10 protein-coding genes are annotated in these 17,235 nt (G+C 44.5%); 3 read left to right on the top strand and 7 right to left on the bottom strand.

From position 1 onward, the window contains the following. Positions 1–27: 27 nt before the first annotated feature. The 6 genes from LJ707_RS10560 to LJ707_RS10535 form a co-directional block, all read right to left on the bottom strand. Positions 28–2,418, bottom strand: coding sequence for an ABC transporter permease (locus LJ707_RS10560; protein ID WP_228950798.1), 2,391 nt, complete (start codon positions 2,416–2,418; stop codon positions 28–30). A gap of 35 nt (positions 2,419–2,453) precedes the next feature. After that, positions 2,454–4,826, bottom strand: coding sequence for an ABC transporter permease (locus LJ707_RS10555; protein ID WP_228950797.1), 2,373 nt, complete (start codon positions 4,824–4,826; stop codon positions 2,454–2,456). A 22-nt stretch (positions 4,827–4,848) separates the two neighbouring features. Further along, positions 4,849–7,206, bottom strand: coding sequence for an ABC transporter permease (locus LJ707_RS10550; RefSeq protein WP_228950796.1), 2,358 nt, complete (start codon positions 7,204–7,206; stop codon positions 4,849–4,851). Positions 7,207–7,247: 41 nt separating this feature from the next. Further along, the gene (locus LJ707_RS10545; RefSeq protein WP_228950795.1) at positions 7,248–9,605 is read right to left on the bottom strand and encodes an ABC transporter permease; all 2,358 of its coding nucleotides are present in this window, start codon (positions 9,603–9,605) and stop codon (positions 7,248–7,250) included. A gap of 42 nt (positions 9,606–9,647) precedes the next feature. Then, positions 9,648–10,325 carry an ABC transporter ATP-binding protein gene (locus tag LJ707_RS10540; RefSeq protein WP_194103835.1) on the bottom strand — a complete coding sequence of 226 codons (678 nt, stop codon included), beginning with the start codon at positions 10,323–10,325 and terminating at the stop codon, positions 9,648–9,650. Between the two features lie 67 nt (positions 10,326–10,392). After that, positions 10,393–11,643: an efflux RND transporter periplasmic adaptor subunit gene (locus LJ707_RS10535; protein WP_228950794.1), complete on the bottom strand. Its 1,251-nt coding sequence runs from the start codon at positions 11,641–11,643 to the stop codon at positions 10,393–10,395. Between the two features lie 322 nt (positions 11,644–11,965). Between LJ707_RS10535 and LJ707_RS10530 the strand changes: the two genes are divergently transcribed. Genes LJ707_RS10530 through LJ707_RS10520 form a run of 3 tightly spaced genes read left to right on the top strand, consistent with a single transcriptional unit; the run spans position 11,966 to position 14,912 of the window. Further along, entirely contained in the window at positions 11,966–13,321 is a 1,356-nt protein-coding gene (locus LJ707_RS10530; protein ID WP_228950793.1) for a sigma-54 dependent transcriptional regulator, read from the top strand. Further along, positions 13,311–14,657, top strand: a complete 1,347-nt coding sequence (locus LJ707_RS10525) for a PAS domain-containing sensor histidine kinase (protein WP_228950792.1) — start codon at positions 13,311–13,313, stop codon at positions 14,655–14,657. Before LJ707_RS10530 ends, LJ707_RS10525 begins: the two co-directional genes overlap by 11 nt. Before the next feature lie 57 nt (positions 14,658–14,714). Continuing rightward, positions 14,715–14,912 carry a YqaE/Pmp3 family membrane protein gene (locus LJ707_RS10520; protein WP_228950791.1) on the top strand — a complete coding sequence of 66 codons (198 nt, stop codon included), beginning with the start codon at positions 14,715–14,717 and terminating at the stop codon, positions 14,910–14,912. Between the two features lie 23 nt (positions 14,913–14,935). Here LJ707_RS10520 and LJ707_RS10515 read toward each other — a convergent pair whose 3' ends face one another. After that, positions 14,936–16,912 (bottom strand): sialate O-acetylesterase, encoded by a 1,977-nt coding sequence (locus tag LJ707_RS10515; protein ID WP_228950790.1) that lies wholly within the window; start codon positions 16,910–16,912, stop codon positions 14,936–14,938. Positions 16,913–17,235 lie beyond the last annotated feature (323 nt).

Genomic DNA, 17,235 nt, shown 5'->3' with positions numbered 1-17,235 from the left:
TAATATGCGGTTGTGTTAAAATTCAATTTATTCGCTGCGCAGGCTTTTTACCGGGTTGGCCAAAGCCGCTTTTATGGATTGAAAGCTTACCGTTATAAAAGCGATCAGCAGGGCCATTACACCAGCCAGCGCAAACACCTGCCAGCCTATAGTAATGCGGTAAGCAAAATCAGCAAGCCATTTATTCATGGCGTACCAGGCAATGGGTATAGCAATAGCTAATGATATACCTACCAGCAGCATAAACTCTTTGGTGAGCAATTGCACCACACCGGCAACGCTTGCGCCAAGCACCTTGCGAATACCAATTTCGCGGGTTTTAACCTGCGCGGTATATGTGGCTAAACCAAGCAGCCCTAAACACGATAGCACAATGGCCACTGCCGAAAACAGGTTGAACAATGCCGACGTACGCTGCTCCTTTTGGTAAAGGTTGTTAAAGGCTTCGTCTAAAAAACTATAGTTAAACGGTATCTGCCCGTTATATTGTTTCCACTGTTGGGTGGCAGCCTCTACCGCTTTGTGTGCCTGTACACCGGTTGTTTTTATGTATACCCGCCAGCAAGCCTGCGGATTGTAAGTAAATACCACCGGCTCAATTTTATTATGCATGGAGCTGATATGAAAATCCTTAACCACACCTGTGATGGTGCCATTGGTTTTCCATAAGCGCATGCGTTTGCCTATCGGATCTTTTAAGCCCATGGCTTTTACAGCGGTTTCGTTCACAATAAAATGTGCCGAATCGGCCACGGCGCCGGTAAACGTTTTACCCTCCAGCATCGGGAACTTGAAGAATGGCATGGAAGTTTCATCAACTTGAATCGGGCGGAAGAGCAGGTTGGAAGCAGCAGGCTTACCCTCCCAGTCATTGTCGCCTGTCCAGCCCTGGTTATCGATAATATTGGCGCCGAGCCTGGTTACTGATAACACGCCGGGCTGCTTTAACAATTCGGCCTTCACGGCCTCGTAGTGTTTCTGCATATCGGTACGCATGCTGAACGAAAAAACATTTTCCTTATCGTACCCTAAATTTTTATTACGGATGAAATTTAATTGGTTGCCAATAATTAATGTGCCGATGATAAGTACTACCGATACCGAAAACTGAACCACAACCAACACCCTGCGAAAGGCCACATTACCCAAACTGCCCGCAATTTTACCCTTGAGCGCCTTTAACGGCTCAAAGGATGATAACAGCATAGCAGGGTAAATACTGGTTGCCATTAAGGTGAACAGCAACGTGGCGGCAATGCACAGCCATATTTGGTAGTTGGTTAAGCTAAGTGTTAAATGTTTGCCCGAAAAATCATTATAAAGCGGTAACAACACATACATCGCTCCGATGGCTATAATGGTAGCAATGGCGAACATCAACGCCGTTTCAACCACAAACTGGATAAATAGCTGCAGCTTACCCGCGCCAATTATTTTACGCATGCTTACCTCACGGGCACGCAGCATGGCGCGCGCGGTTGAAAGGTTTACATAATTTATACAGGCAATAACCAGTATCATTACAGCTACTATGCTAAACGTTTTTACTGTTTCGATAGCGCCGCCGCTTTCGCCTATTTTGTATAAGTGGGTTAGCAGCAGCGATTGCGTTACATAAGGTACAGGCTTATCCTCGGGCTTGTTACGCTCGTGTATGGCTTGTAGTTTTTTGGTAACCTGGTTAAGGTTTACGCCATCTTTTAAATGCAGGTACGTTTCGAAGCTGAAATTACTCCAGTCGGCATCCATTGATGACAGCCGGGTTTTGCCATCATAATTAACGTTGCCTTCAACGTAAGCTATCTTGTTAAAACGGGATATAGGCAGCAGCAGGTCATACCTTACCGTTGAATTTGCCGGGGCATCCTCAATTACGCCGGTAACCTTCATCTGCTCATCATGGCCTAAAATAACAACTTTCCCTATCGGATCTTCGTCACCAAAATAACGCTCGGCAACTGAGCGGCTTATCACTACCGACTGATCGGCCGGGAACGGGTTACGCTTATCACCGCTTATTAGGTTAAAGCCAAAAATAGTGAAGTACGATGGATCGGTAAAGGCTACCTTATCCTCTGTAAATACTTTATCCTTATACTTGAACGGGGTATTGCCGCCAATGTTCATAATGCGTACGGCATCCTTTACCTCGGGCAACTCGGCTTTGGCATAAGTAGCCACAGGCGCTATCACTACGGAGAATACCTGTTTTGTTGGCCCGGTACCACCGATAATGCCCACCTTATAAATATTTTTAGCCTGATTGTTAAAACCGTTAAAGCTCAACTCATCCTGCACCCAAAGCAATATAAACAAACTGATAACCAACCCTAACGCCAGCCCGATAACGTTAATGCCGGTGTAAAACTTATTACCCCGTATGTTGCGCCATGCTGTTTTAAAATAGTTACGTATCATAAATTATTTTTTTAGGCAGACAGAAATTTGATTAATTACTCGCTACGTAAACTTTTTACCGGGTTGGCTATGGCCGCTTTAACCGATTGAAAACTTACGGTAAACAAGGCTATGCCGAAAGTTATTAAGGCCGCCAGCACAAATACCCACCACTGCACCGGGGTGCGATAGGCAAAGTTTTGCAGCCATTTATCCATGCTGTAATAGCCCAGCGGAACAGCGATCAGCGTGGCCACCAGTACCGGTTTAAGCATATCGCCCGATAACAGCATCAGTATATTTTGTACCGATGAACCCAGCACTTTGCGTACGCCAATCTCCTTGGTGCGCTTTGCCGCGGTAAATGATGCCAGCCCAAACAAACCTAAACAGGCTATAAATATGGCCAGGCCCGAAAATACGCTCAGTATGGTTTGCTGCCGCAGATCGGCCTTGTAGGTGGTATCAAACTTCTGATCAAGAAAGGTATACTCCATCGGGTAAGCAGGAGCGGCTTTGGTGTAGGCTTGTTTAATAATGTTCAACCCGGCGGTTATATTACCCGGCTTTAGTTTTATTACAGCTACACGTCGATCCTCCGCAGGAGATATCACCAGCGCATCCATATTCTCTTTTAGCGAGAGGAAATTATAATCCTTTACAACCCCTATAATACGCCTGCGCAAGCTATCGCGCATGTTATTGATGATCCACTTACCAACGGCCTGCGCCGGGGTAAAGCCCAACTGGCGGGCGGCGGTTTCGTTGATCAATACTGAGTTTGTGGTATCAGTAGCAAAAGTTGACGAAAAATCACGACCGGCAAGTATCTTTAATCCGAGGGTTTTTACATAATCAAAATCGGCAAACTCGGTGCGTGCGCTATAGGTATCGTGCTGGCCTTCCACATCAAAGCTATGCCTGTCATAAAAACCACCCGGCTCGCCTGACATTAGCGATACCGACTCCACATTGCTGTTTGCCAGCAACTCGTTTTTAAAGTTTAAGCGGTTATTATAAATATCGTTATTATCAATGGGTACTATCACGCTTTGCTCCTTGCTGTACCCTAAATCCTTATTTTTTACAAAGCTCATTTGCTTTTTAATAACGATGGTACTGATGATCAGGAAAACCGAGATACTGAACTGCACCACCACCAGCGCCTGCCTGAAATAAGCACCGCCTTTACCTAATTGCAGCTTACCTTTAAGTGCCTGTATGGGCGAAAAGGACGACAGGAAGAACGCCGGATAGCTCCCCGCTAAAAATCCGACAAATACTATCACCCCAAGTAAAAACAAATAGATTGCCGGCGAGTTCCATGATATGGTGAGTGAATAGCCTAATAAACTGTTATACCACGGCATTACCAGCAGCAGCAAGGCCAGGGCAAGCGTGCAAGATATAATGGTTAGCAATACCGATTCGCCGATGAACTGGCTTATTAAACTGTTACGCATGGCGCCCAACACCTTGCGCAGGCCCACCTCTTTGGAGCGCTCAACGGCACGAAGGGTAGCCAGGTTCATGAAGTTAATGCAGGCGATAACCAGTATCAGCACAGCAATGGAAAGAAAAATATAAACTACCTTTTTATCGCCATGTTTAACATTATCAAAAGTAGAGGCCTCCTGAAAGTAAACATCTTTTAAAGGTGTTAGCGCAAGGTCAAAATGGGCATGCATCTGCGCCAGATCCTTACCCATGTACTTATCCATAAAAGCAGGGAATTGCTTTTCCAGTTGCGCCGGATCAACGTTTTCATTTAATTCTACATAAACAAACTCGTTGTTGTTACGCCATTTTTTAAACCACTCCTCGTTGGTATAATTGGTAATAGGCATTACCATGGTAAAATTAAGATGCGAGTTTGATGGAACATCCTTAACTATACCGGTAACCTTTAGCTGCAGGCTTTTATCCATCTCTATCACCTTACCTATGGCATCGGCATTGCCAAAATATTTTTTTGCTATAGTTTCGGTTAGTACAACGCTATGCGGATCTTTTAAAACAGTGCTAACATTGCCCTTAACGAGCCCGAAACTGAACAGCTCAAAAAAATCGGGATCAACAGCGTAAATATTCTTCTCGTTAAATGAATTATTGCCCAGCTTTATCAGGGCCTGCGTTGGCATAACGCGTACTGCCTTTTTAATATCCTTCGGATAATCATTCAGCAACGCCGGGCCATACGGGCCAGAAAGATACGGAACACGCACCTTGCTCACATCGTAACCACGCATTACCCGGTAAATGTTTTTGCCTTTTTCATGAAAGCTATCCACACTAAACTCATTTGTGATGTATAGAAATATCATCATGCAAACGGTAATGCCTATGGTTAGGCCAAATATGTGTATAAATGAAAATGATTTCTTTTTATACAGGTTGCGCCAGGCTATTTTCAAAAAATTCTTTAACATGATACCGATGTTTTATAGGTGATTACTCGCTGCGCAAACTTTTAACCGGGTTGGCAATAGCTGCTTTAATAGCCTGGTAACTAATGGTAGCCATAGCTATAAATACAGAAATTACCCCGGCACCAATAAATACCCAAATGCTTATATCAATACGATAGGTGTAGCTTTTTAACCATTCTGTCATCCCCCACCAGGCCAGTGGTGCCGCCACGATGAAGGATATGATCACCAGCTTTAAAAAGTCGATAGACAGCAGGCGGGTAATACGCGCTACCGAGGCGCCCAAAACCTTGCGCACCCCTATTTCCTTAATGCGGTTTTGTGCCATGTATGTAGCCAGGCCAAACAAGCCCAGGCACGATATAAATACCGTTAACCCGGCAAACAAGGTAGCCAATGTGCCTACACGCTGCTCTTCAGCGAATTTTTTGGCATAGTCCTCATCTACAAAAGTGTACTCGAACGGGTAATCCGGATTATATTTTTTAAATATCTGCTCAATATTTTTCAGGTTGGCAGCGGTGCTGCGTGCCGGGTTAAGCTTATAGTGAACAATGTTAAACCATGAACTTGGCCCCTGTATCACCATCGGGTGAACCGGCTCATAGGGCGATTGCAGAATAAAATCCTTAACTACGCCTACTACATGCCATTTAGTATCACCATTATTAATAATTTGCCCTACCGGGTTTTTAAAACCCATTATTTTAACCGCCGCCTGGTTAAGCAACATGGCTAAAGAATCGGTCGGGTATTTTACAATATCAATATCGCGGCCATCAACTATCTTTAATCCAACAGTTTTGGTAAAGTCGCCATCAACGTTAAATACATTAAAATCAAGCCGTGCATTAGGGTCTTTACCCGGCCAGCTATAACCCCAGCTATCACTCCAGCCTTCGGTAATTGGCGCACTGGTTTTGGTGATACCTGTTATAGCGCCGCTCGCTACCATCTCGCTACGGATGGCATTATAGTGCTTACCCATATCGCCATTCATATAGCTGTATACCAGGTTATCCTTTTTATAGCCGGTATCGCGGTTTTGGCCATACTGTAACTGGCTTTTAATGATGATAGTACAGATGATGAGTGCAATAGCGGTAGTAAATTGAATAATCACTAATACCTTACGCGGAGCAACAAGCGCATTGGCTGCTTTAAACGTACCTTTTAATACTTTAATTGGTTTAAATGATGACAGGTAAAAAGCCGGATAACTGCCTGCAATGACACCGGTAAGCAGGATGAAGCCGATGAATAATATCCAAAAATCAACACTTGCATAGGGTAAAACTAACTCCTTACCGGTTAACTGACTAAAGCCGCTCAAGCTTAGCTGAACAATGAGCAATGCCAGTATACCTCCAAACAAGGCGATCAGTATCGACTCGGCAAGGAATTGACCTATCAGCAACCCTCTTGGTGCACCTGCAACCTTACGTATACCTACCTCTTTCGCGCGTTTTTCGCTTCGTGCGGTACTCAGGTTCATGAAGTTGATACAGGCTATTAGCAATATTAAACCTGCTATTATAGCAAACAGCCTTACTGTACCTATACGCCCACCTACGTTTACGCCATTTTCAAACTGTGAGTACAAACGCCACTTACTCGCAGGGTGCAAAAACACTTCGGTATCCTTTTGATCGGAGTGTGATTTGGTGATGTTTTTTATACGTGCGTTAGCCGTTGCTAATGATACACCTTTTTTTAACAAAGCATAGGTTTGCACCGAATTATTGCCCCAATATTCATCATCCCAGCCAATCTTTTTCATGTAACTCCAGGGCAGCAGGTAACCAAACTTAAAGCGGGTATTATTGGGCAGATCCTTCATCACAGCCGAAACCGTAAAGTTGGCATTACTATCAATCTTAACCGTTTTGCCCATAGCGGCCTCGTTGCTTCCATACAGCTTTTTGGCCAATTTTTCTGTTAATATGATGGATGAATTATCAACAAGGGCCTTCTTCCGTTCGCCCATTGCCAGCGGAAAGCTGAACATATTGATAAAGCCCTGATCGGTAAAATATCCCCGTTCCATCAGCTTTTTATCGCCAACGGTAAACAAAAAAGTACACTCGGTGGTGTGGGTGGCATCCTCTATCTGCGGGTAATCGGCCTTCAGGGTTTTAGCCATTATTTTAGGTGTGGTATTCCAGCTCCAAAGGTTACCATCAAAAACAGCCCTGTTGTACATGGTGTACAGCCGGTCTTTTTTCTCGTGAAACTGATCGTAACTCACTTCATTTTGCACCCATAATAAAATAAGCGCCGCACTGGCCATACCAATGGTTAAGCCTGCAATGTTAATAAAGGTGAAGGCTTTATTCTTGATCAGGTTGCGCCATGCAATTTTAAGATAGTTTTTTAACATGAGGTTTATGTGTGTATTGTGATAGCTATTTTTTGAATTGATTACTCGCTCCGCAGGCTTTTTACCGGATTGGCGGTAGCTGCTTTAAAGGTGTTTAATGATACCACCACCAATGTTAGCAGCAGTATGCCTATACCTACAAAGCCAAATACCCAAATACTCATATCAATATGGTAAGTGTATTTTTGCAGCCAGTTGTGCATCAGGTACCAGGTAACCGGCACGGCAATTATAAAGGCCAGCCCCACCAGTTTTAAAAACTCGGTTGATATCAGCATGATAACCTGTTTTACCGTTGCGCCCAGCACCTTGCGAATACCTATCTCACGGAAACGTTTTTCGATAGTGAACGATGCCAGCCCCGCCAGGCCAAGGCAGCAGATAAATATGGCCAGCCCCGCAAAAATATTGGTAACACGGCCTATCAACTCCTCGGTATAAAATTTTGCACCGTATTCCTGATCGGCAAACTGGTATTCAAACAGATCTTCAGGACTATATTTGTTATAGATGGTTTTGATAGATGCCAAGGCCTTTTTTGGCTGTATGCCATCATTTAACCGCACGTTTATCCAGTTAACGTTGTTGTTACTGTAATAGGTCATCATCGGCCTTACCGACTCATAGGGTGAGGTCATTACAATATTATCGGTAACTCCTATCACCGTATATTCCTTTGGGCCATAACGCATTTTCATACCTACGGGGTTTTTAAGCGCCATAGCCTCAATTGCCGCCTTGTTAAGCAGCATGTTCGAGCTATCTGCCGGAACGCCGTCAAAATCGCGGCCTTGTAATATGCGAACGCCTAATGTTTTGCTAAAACCCGCATCCGTAAACATTCCCGAAAAAATAATTGGGTCGCCCGCGGGCTTGCCAGCGTAATCAGGCCCGGGTGATTGCCACCATATGTCGGTAACGGGCGAAAAGCTGCGGTTAACCGCCTTAATAAGGCCTGTTCGCAGCAATTCATTCTTTACCACATCGTAATTTTTGTTAGTGCCCTGGCTTGCCGGCAGCATAATCAGGTTATTGGCATTGTAACCCGTGTCGCGGTCTTTAACATGCTGTAATTGCTGGTAAATTACTATGGTTGATGATATAAGCAATATTGACATTACAAACTGCCCAACCACCAGTACCCTGCGGGGTACTATAGCGCCTTTGCCTACCAGTATGCTGCCCTTTAAAACTTTTACCGGATTAAATGACGACAGGTACAACGCCGGGTAGCTGCCCGCGGTTATACCGGTAAATAGTATAATAATCAATGCGCCCAGCCAAAGTAACGGCTCACCAAAGTTCAGCACTAATTTTTTATCAACCAGTTGGTTGAACATCGGAATTAACACAATAACCAGTATAACCGACAGGGTAAAGGCGATGATCGACAAGATCATCGATTCAGCAAAGAATTGTAGTACCAGTTGCTTCCTGTCAGACCCGAGGGTTTTGCGTATACCTACCTCCTTGGCGCGCTTTTCACTACGCGCGGTTGATAGGTTCATGAAGTTAACGCAGGCAATAAGCAATATTACCAGCGCTATGATGGCGAACAGGCGTACGTACTCTATCATGCCGCCTACGTTTTTGCCATCCTTAAAATCATGGTACAAATGCCATTTGCTCATGGGGTAAGCAAAGTAGGTGCTAACCTTTTCGTCAGGGTTGTGCTTTTTCATTACCGCACTTACAATACGGCCAACTTCAGCCTCGGTAGTACCGGGTTTAGCCTTAACATATACCCGCCACGATGAGTTGCGCCACTCGGCTATGTTTCTTTTAGTATCCGGGTCTGAATAGTTAAAGGGTACCAAAGCATCAAAACGCACGGTTGAATTACCGGGAGGATCGGCAATAACGGCGCTTACCTTAACCGACTGGCTGGTATTTAGCTTTAACACCTTATTGATCGGATCGGCATCACCAAAAAACGCTTTGGCAAATGTTTCGGTTATCACAATGGACGATGGATCTTTTAATGCCTGCGCCGCACTGCCTTTTATAAACTTACAGGTAAAAACATCTAAAAAAGCTTCGTTAACATATAATATATCACGCTTAAGCTTAATGTTTTTATAATCAATAAGGCTGCTTTGCGTTTGTGTGGTTACGGCAGCTTTTTCAACTTGCGGATATTCGGCTTGCAGCTCCGTAGCCAGGGGGAACACCATGTTCTCATCCGTAAATATGTTGTTCTTGAAATTACGGGTGGCTACGGCCTGGTAAATCCTGTTGTACGCGGTATTGAACTTATCAAACGATATTTCATCCTTCACCCACAAAAAAATAAACATGGCGCACGTTATGCCTATGGTTAAACCCAACAGGTTAGTAAACGCGAAACCCTTATTACGCACCAGGTTTCGCCAGGCTATTTTAAGGTAGTTTTTAAACATGTTTATTGTGATTTAAAGGTGAATGTTTTGAGTGATGTTGGTTTATATCATGATGTTCTCTACCACGGTATGCCCATCCAGCAGGCGGATGATGCGGTGGCTATAGCGGGCATCATGCTCGGAGTGGGTTACCATTACTATGGTGGTACCTTGTTCGTTCAAATCGGTTAGCAGTTCCATTACCTCGTTACCGTTGCTTGAGTCAAGGTTACCGGTAGGCTCATCCGCCAGTATCAGTTTAGGTTTGTTTACTACCGCGCGGGCAATGGCCACACGCTGTTGCTGACCGCCCGATAATTGCTGCGGGTAGTGGTTACGACGGTGCATGATCTGCATTTTATCCAGCACTTCCTCAACGCGTTTTACACGATCGGCAGCGGCTACACCGGTATAGATCAGCGGTAGTTCCACATTTTCAAACACGGTAAGCTCATCAATAAGGTTAAAGCTCTGGAAAACGAAACCAATGTTATGCTTACGCAGATCGGCACGTTTACGCTCACTATAGTGCGCTATCTCGGTACCGTTAAATACGTAGCTGCCACCATCAGGGTCATCCAACATGCCAATAATGTTCAGCAAGGTTGACTTGCCGCAGCCCGATGGACCCATAATGGCTACAAACTCACCTTTTTTTACTTCGAGCGACAGCCTGTTAAGCGCAACGGTTTCAACTTCCTCAGTACGGTAAAACTTTTCGAGATCAGTTATCTTTATCATTTTTTCCTCCTTAACCACCCGGTGGTTATTATATTAATTGTGATTGTTCTTTATTAAAAATTCTTTGTTATTGTTTCAGTACCAGCTCCTGCATATCGCCATAGGTATCGTAGCTTGATGTTACCACCTTATCGCCCGGTTGCAGGCCTTGCAGCACCTCATAATAATCAGGGTTTTGGCGCCCAAGCTGTACATCAACCCGGTAGGCGGTTTTGCCATCCTCGCTCAGCTTAAATATCCAGTTACCACCGGTTTGCTGGTAAAAGCCACCTTTAGGCACCAGCAGCGCCTGCGTTTCATCACTCAATGCCAGGCGTATCTGCAAGGTTTGGCCGCGGCGCATCTCCTTGGGTATGGCTCCTAAAAATTCCATATCAACCTGGAAACGGCCATTGGTAACCTGCGTAAAAACTTTTTTAATGCGCAGTTTATAGGTCTTATCCAAGGTAAACTCACCCATCAGGCCATTGTATACACGTGAAATATAGTGCTCATCCACATCAACCCTAACCTTATATCCTGATAAGACATCGATTTGCCCTAAACGTTGCCCCTTATTTTTGGTCTGCCCGATTTCGGCATCCATTGAGGTTAACTGCCCGTCAACCGGCGCACGAACGATCAGGTCGCCCACCTTTTTGCGCATCAGTGCCAGGGTACTTTTCATGTGATCGTATGATTCGCCCATTTGCGTGAGTTGCTGCTTGGTTGAGGTCGAATCCTGGTTCAGAATTTTAGTGGTCAGTTTTTTACGGTTAACAGCATACTGATACTCGTTCTCTGATTTTTTGAATTCCTGCAAACCGATAGCCTTCTGATCATACAAATGCTTATTGAGCTTATAAATACGCTCGGCCTCTTTCAGGGCATTATCAACCTCGGCCATCTGGTTTAATTTGCCAATTGTGTTTTGCTGCGCGTTATCGCGCGATATCTGCATTTGGGTAAGCACGTTAAATACCGATGTTTCCTCATTAGCCAGGCTCAGCTCCAGGTCAGTATTGGTCAGTTTCAATATCGGCTGTCCGGCTTTCATGGTGGTGCCATCCTCAACAAATAGTTTTTCAACACGGCCGCCCTCAACCGCGTCAAGGTATATGGTGGTTTTAGGCATTACAACGCCGTTAACCGGTATAAACTCCTGGAACGGGCCTTTTTTGATCTCGCTTACGGTAATACGCTCGGTATCAACATTAAGCTTGCTTTTGCCCGATGTAAAATAGATGCTGCCACCCACCAGTAATACGATGCCCGTAATACCGGCTATGGTAGTTATACGTTTAGTGTTCCACGTCTTTTTCTCAATTTTTCTGTCCACTGTAATATAAATGAATTTACTGTACTATAACAAAAACACATGCCACAAATTAAAATACTGTAAAACAATAACTTAAATACAAATACCCATAAATGTGCGTACGCTAATGTTACAGCAAGTGTACGGTATTGATACAGTGTACGTTGAAGCCCAAAACAGCAATATTCTGTTTATCAACAAGTTGAATTTATGGTTGATTTGTTGCCCGCTTTGAGCAGATAATTTAGCTTAAAAACACCACCAAAACAATGCTTTTTGGCTAAAGGCATTTTAAGCGATTGATATTTTATTTACCTTAACATCTTATTCAGCATTGGCACAGATGATATTAAAAAAGGCGACCATCCTGATAGTTGATGACGACCCGGATGTTTTGACCGCGGTAAAGCTATTGCTCAAAACCGAGGTGCAGGAGATCATAACAGAGAAAAACCCTGAAAACCTGAACTGGCTGCTGCAGCGCAACCAGGTTGATCTGGTTTTGCTTGACATGAACTTTAACAGCGCCATAAATACCGGCAACGAGGGTATTTACTGGCTGCGCAAGGTAAAGGAGTGGAAGCCTAATGTATGCGTTATTATGATAACCGCCTATGGCGATATTGACCTGGCCGTGCGATCACTAAAAGAAGGCGCTAACGATTTTATTGTTAAGCCCTGGCATAACGAAAAACTGATAAGCACCATTACCGACCTGCTGGATAAGAAGGAAGGCGACAAAACCGGTAAGCCGGTAAAAAGCAAAGCCGGGTCGACAGATATACTGGGCGATTCGGAAATGATGCAGGATATCTTTCATAAGGTGAATAAGATAGCCCCAACCGATGCCAATATTTTGATACTTGGCGAGAATGGTACGGGCAAGGATTTGATGGCCAAGGCCATCCATGAGCGATCATTACGGGCTAACAAACCTTTTGTTAAGGTAGATGTTGGTGCGCTTACTGATTCATTGTTCGAGAGCGAACTGTTTGGACATAAAAAAGGCGCTTATACCGATGCCCGTGAGGACAGGCCCGGCCGTTTTGAGGATGCGCACGGAGGCACCCTGTTTTTGGATGAGATAGGCAACATTACCCTGCAACAGCAGGCCAAGCTTTTAACCGTACTGCAAAACCGGCAGGTAACAAGATTGGGCACTAACAAACCAATTGATATCGACATCAGGCTGATATGCGCTACCAATATGCCCTTGCAGGAACTGGCCAACGAGAACCGCTTTCGTAAGGATTTGATATACCGCATTAACACGGTAGAAATCACCATGCCGCCGCTGCGTAAACGCAATAATGATATTGTGGTACTGGCCCGCCACTTCGCCAAAATGTACGCTTCAAAATACCTGAAACCAACGATGGATTTTGAGGCCGCGGCATTGCAAAAGCTAAAGTCATACAACTTTCCCGGCAATGTGCGTGAGTTACAGTACTCTATTGAACGGGCTGTTATTATGGCTGATACCGATGTATTACATGCTGATGATCTGCTGTTTTCATCATTGGAAACACCTATACAGCAAGCTACGGAGGGCGATGACAATATTCCGCTGAGCGCGATGGAAAAGAATGCCATACTGCGTGTAATAGAAAAACACAGCGGCAACATAACCCGCGCCGCCAAAGAGTTAGGTTTAACACGTACAGCCCTGTACCGCAGATTGAGCAAGTATGATATTTAACCGGTACGAATGGCGCCTGGTGTTATGGGTTTTTTACCTGTTTATTACCGTAACCGCTACGGCCTTTGTGCTGGTAAAGGGTAGCTACCCATACCTTGTAATCACCGGGCCCGGGGTAATATATTGCGTATTGGGTTTAATACGCTTTCAGCAAAAGGCGCAGCAGGAGGTTAGCCAGTTTGTTGAATCGATACACTATCGTGATTTTTCGCGGCACTTTGATGTACACCGCGCCCCGGAGGAATTAAAGCCCCTGCGCAAGGGTTTTAATGATATTAATACCACCTTTAAACTCATCAGCCGCGAACGCGAAACACAATATTATTACCTGCAAAAAATATTGGAACTGGTGGATACGGGCATCCTGTCCTACGATGAGGAAACCGGCGAAACAGGCTGGATAAATGAAGCCTTTAAAAAGCTGCTGGGCATCCCCTACTTAAAATCGATACACTCGTTAGAGAAACGTGAGGAAGCGCTTTACCGGGATATTATCAAACTAAAACCCGGCGATACCAACATTGCCACCATCAGCCGCAACCAGCAACTGGTAAAAATTTTGGTTACGGCAAGTGTGCTGCGCAGCGAAGGGAAGATGTATAAGCTGATCGCTTTTCAGAATGTGAGTGAGGCGCTGGATGAAACCGAATCAAAGGCATGGCAAAAGCTATTGAGTGTGATGACGCATGAGATCATGAACTCGGTTGCGCCAATATCCTCATTGGCTGATACATTGAAAAACCGCTTAAAAAGCCCGGAGATTGCCAACAGCCCGGTAAGCAGCCAACTGGAGGATTTGGAACTTGGCATCGATACCATTAAAAAACGCAGCGAAGGTTTGCTGAAATTTACCGAGAGCTACCGCAACCTGAACAAGATAACCAAGCTCGACCTGGAAAAAGTTTTGGTGTGCGACCTGTTCGAGAACCTTAACAACCTGATGCAGCCATCGCTGGAGAAAAAGAACATTGAGCTGGATATTATTTTGCGCGATCTGTCGCTGGCTATTGAGGTTGATATTAACCTGATCGAGCAGGTACTGATTAACCTGCTGGTCAATGCTATTGAGGCGGTTAAAGATCAAAAGGAGCCCGTAATCACCTTATCTGCCGAAACCACCGCCAACAACAAGATCATTCTGAAAATAGCCGACAATGGCATCGGCATGCCGCCGGAATTGCTGGATAAGATATTTATTCCTTTTTTTAGCACCCGTAAAACCGGCAGCGGCATTGGCCTAAGCTTGTGCAAGCAAATTATGCTGCTGCATAAGGGCAGTATCAAGGTACAATCCGTTGAGGGTACGGGTTCAGCATTTTTGCTGCAGTTCAATTAAAAATAGTGTAACAATATGTCGGCCCGGCCGTCATATATCTATAAAAATTTAAACACCATGCGTTACTTCCTTTGCATCATACTGCCTCCGCTCGCTGTATTTACAACAGGGCGTTTAGGCGCATTTATATTGAGTATAATACTTACCTTATTTTTTTGGATACCGGGCGTTATACATGCCATACTGGTAACCAATGATTATTATGCCGCCAAAAGGCACCGCCAGTTGGTTAGGGTAATGAGGTACAGCAGGTAATATACCTGCTGTACTTTAACAAATTATTCTTTACCAAAGGTTATGCCCTGCCAGTCATCCGTACGGAAGGGCGAGGCAGGCAGATCATCAGCATTGTACAAATTACAATCGGGGTTATTGCCCCAGCCATAGCGCACCGCAACCGGCGCGGTTACTTGGGCACTGCTTACTATTACCTTGTTGCCTTGTAATTTGGCATCGGCCCAATAGAATTTTTTATCAGCACCGGCAATGGCAAAGCCTGTGGGTTTATCGCCTTTAACTTTTAGTCCGACAGCGTTGCTAAAGGTTAGCTCCATAGTTTTACCGTTAGCCTTTACCGAAGTATATGCCGGGCCTGCATAAGTTATTTTTTCGCCATAGTTTTTAGCACGTGCTATCAGTGCCAATCTGCGGCCTACCTCCTGCTTATTGGCGGGGTGAATGTTCGCGGCATCGCCAATATCAATAGTTACGGCCATACCGGTGTTAGGCTGCTTCAAGGTCATCAACTGCGCCTCACGCAATTCTGCCCAGGCTGATTCAACCGGCGCATTATCTTTGGGCATAAACGCCGCTAACTGCACAAAGTAAAAAGGGAAATTGCCTTGTCCCCATTTAGCGCGCCAGTTATTAATCATGAGCGGGAAAAGTGTACGGTATTGGTAAGCCCTGTCGGCGTTGCTTTCGCCCTGGTACCATATAGCACCCTTTATAGTGTAATTAATGATGGGGCTCACCATCGCATTGTACAACACGGTTGGGCGGTTTGGGCCATCCGGGCGATATGGCATTGGCGGCATATCACTCATTTTATTGATGATATTATACTTCCACTCGCCAGCCAGATCAATTGCCGCGGCGACATCACCAACCGGGGCAATGCTTACCGGTTTGTTATCAAAACCACCGTTACCGCCGGTATCAAATATGCGCACAGCAATTACATTTGGCCCTGCCTTTACCAGTTTGCCGGGTATGGTATAGCTGCGGTTAGCATAAAACACCTCGTTATGCCCAACTTCAGTACCGTTAAACCAGGTAACATCAATATCATCCAAAGCGCCCAGGTTCAATACCAGATCTTTACCTGCCCAGGCGGCAGGCACATTGATTACCTTTCTGAAACCTATTACCCCATCAAAATTGGGCAAACCCGCGGTTTCCCAAAAACCGGGCACCTTAATGGTTTTCCAGGCGGCATCATTGTAGGCGTTTTCAATCCATGGCAATTTTCCATTGCTGTATGACGGATCTTTTTTATCTATCAAACCCATCCATTGTTTCAGTTCACCCTCATAACGCGCCAACAGTTCCTTTTCGTCCGGGCTGTTTTCCATATCGGCAACAGGTTTTTGAAATGCGGGCATCTGCTTCAGGGCATCGCCGCTTGTCCAGGCCTCGGCAATGGTACCGCCCCAGGTAGTATTTATAATACCTATCGGGATGTGTTTGCTCTCGTACAAATTGCGGGCAAAAAAGTAAGCCACTGTCGAAAATTTAGGGAAACTTTCAGGCGTGCATATTTGCCAGGCACCTCGTGTTTTAAGTTCGGTTTGTGGTTTTATATTGGTAACGTTCTCTATTTTGAGCATCCGTATCTGCGGATAATTCGCTGCCGCTTTCTCCTGCTGAAAATTCAGGATATCACCATACATGGCGGTAGGTGTCATTTCCATATTTGACTGGCCCGAACATACCCATACCTCTCCTATCAATATATTTTTAAGTTCAGTTTGCTCGCCATCATTAAATGTGATAGTATAAGGTCCGCCATAAGCAGGCGTGGCTATCTTTGCCGTCCAGTTACCGCCGGCATCGGGTTTAATAGTGTAGCTTTTTTTATTCCAAGAAGTAGTTATGACCAAATTTTTCCCCACATTGGCCTTTCCCCATAAGTTGACATTGCTTTTTTGCTGAAGTACCATATCATCAGTAAAGCATCCGGGTAAAACAACCTTAGCCTGGCATACTATTGCAGGAAAAAGTAATGCAAGGGCAATAATTAATTTATTTTTCATAAAAATTTATAATTGGATAGCTAAATATAGCTAAATACTGGTAAATCTATTTACCAAAAACGGGTAATTAATTCCCCATACCTTACCCAAGTGGTGAAATATTTACCCGCTTTTTGTTAAAACAATTTCGCCATACGAAAATCTAATAATAAGGTTACACCTATTTTAAAACTTTTAGGTGTGATTTATTTTCCCATATCCAAAAACATTTCTTTTAGGTTATACATAATTGGCATTAATTATATTTTTAAGAAAATAAACCATGAAAAATTGCCTTCATTTTAAAAATTTCGCTTTTATAGCCAATATTTCGTGAACGGGTT

The organism is Mucilaginibacter sp. UR6-1 (assembly GCF_020880975.1).
Classification (GTDB): Bacteria; Bacteroidota; Bacteroidia; order Sphingobacteriales; family Sphingobacteriaceae; genus Mucilaginibacter.
This window is presented reverse-complemented; position numbering and strand designations above follow the sequence as displayed.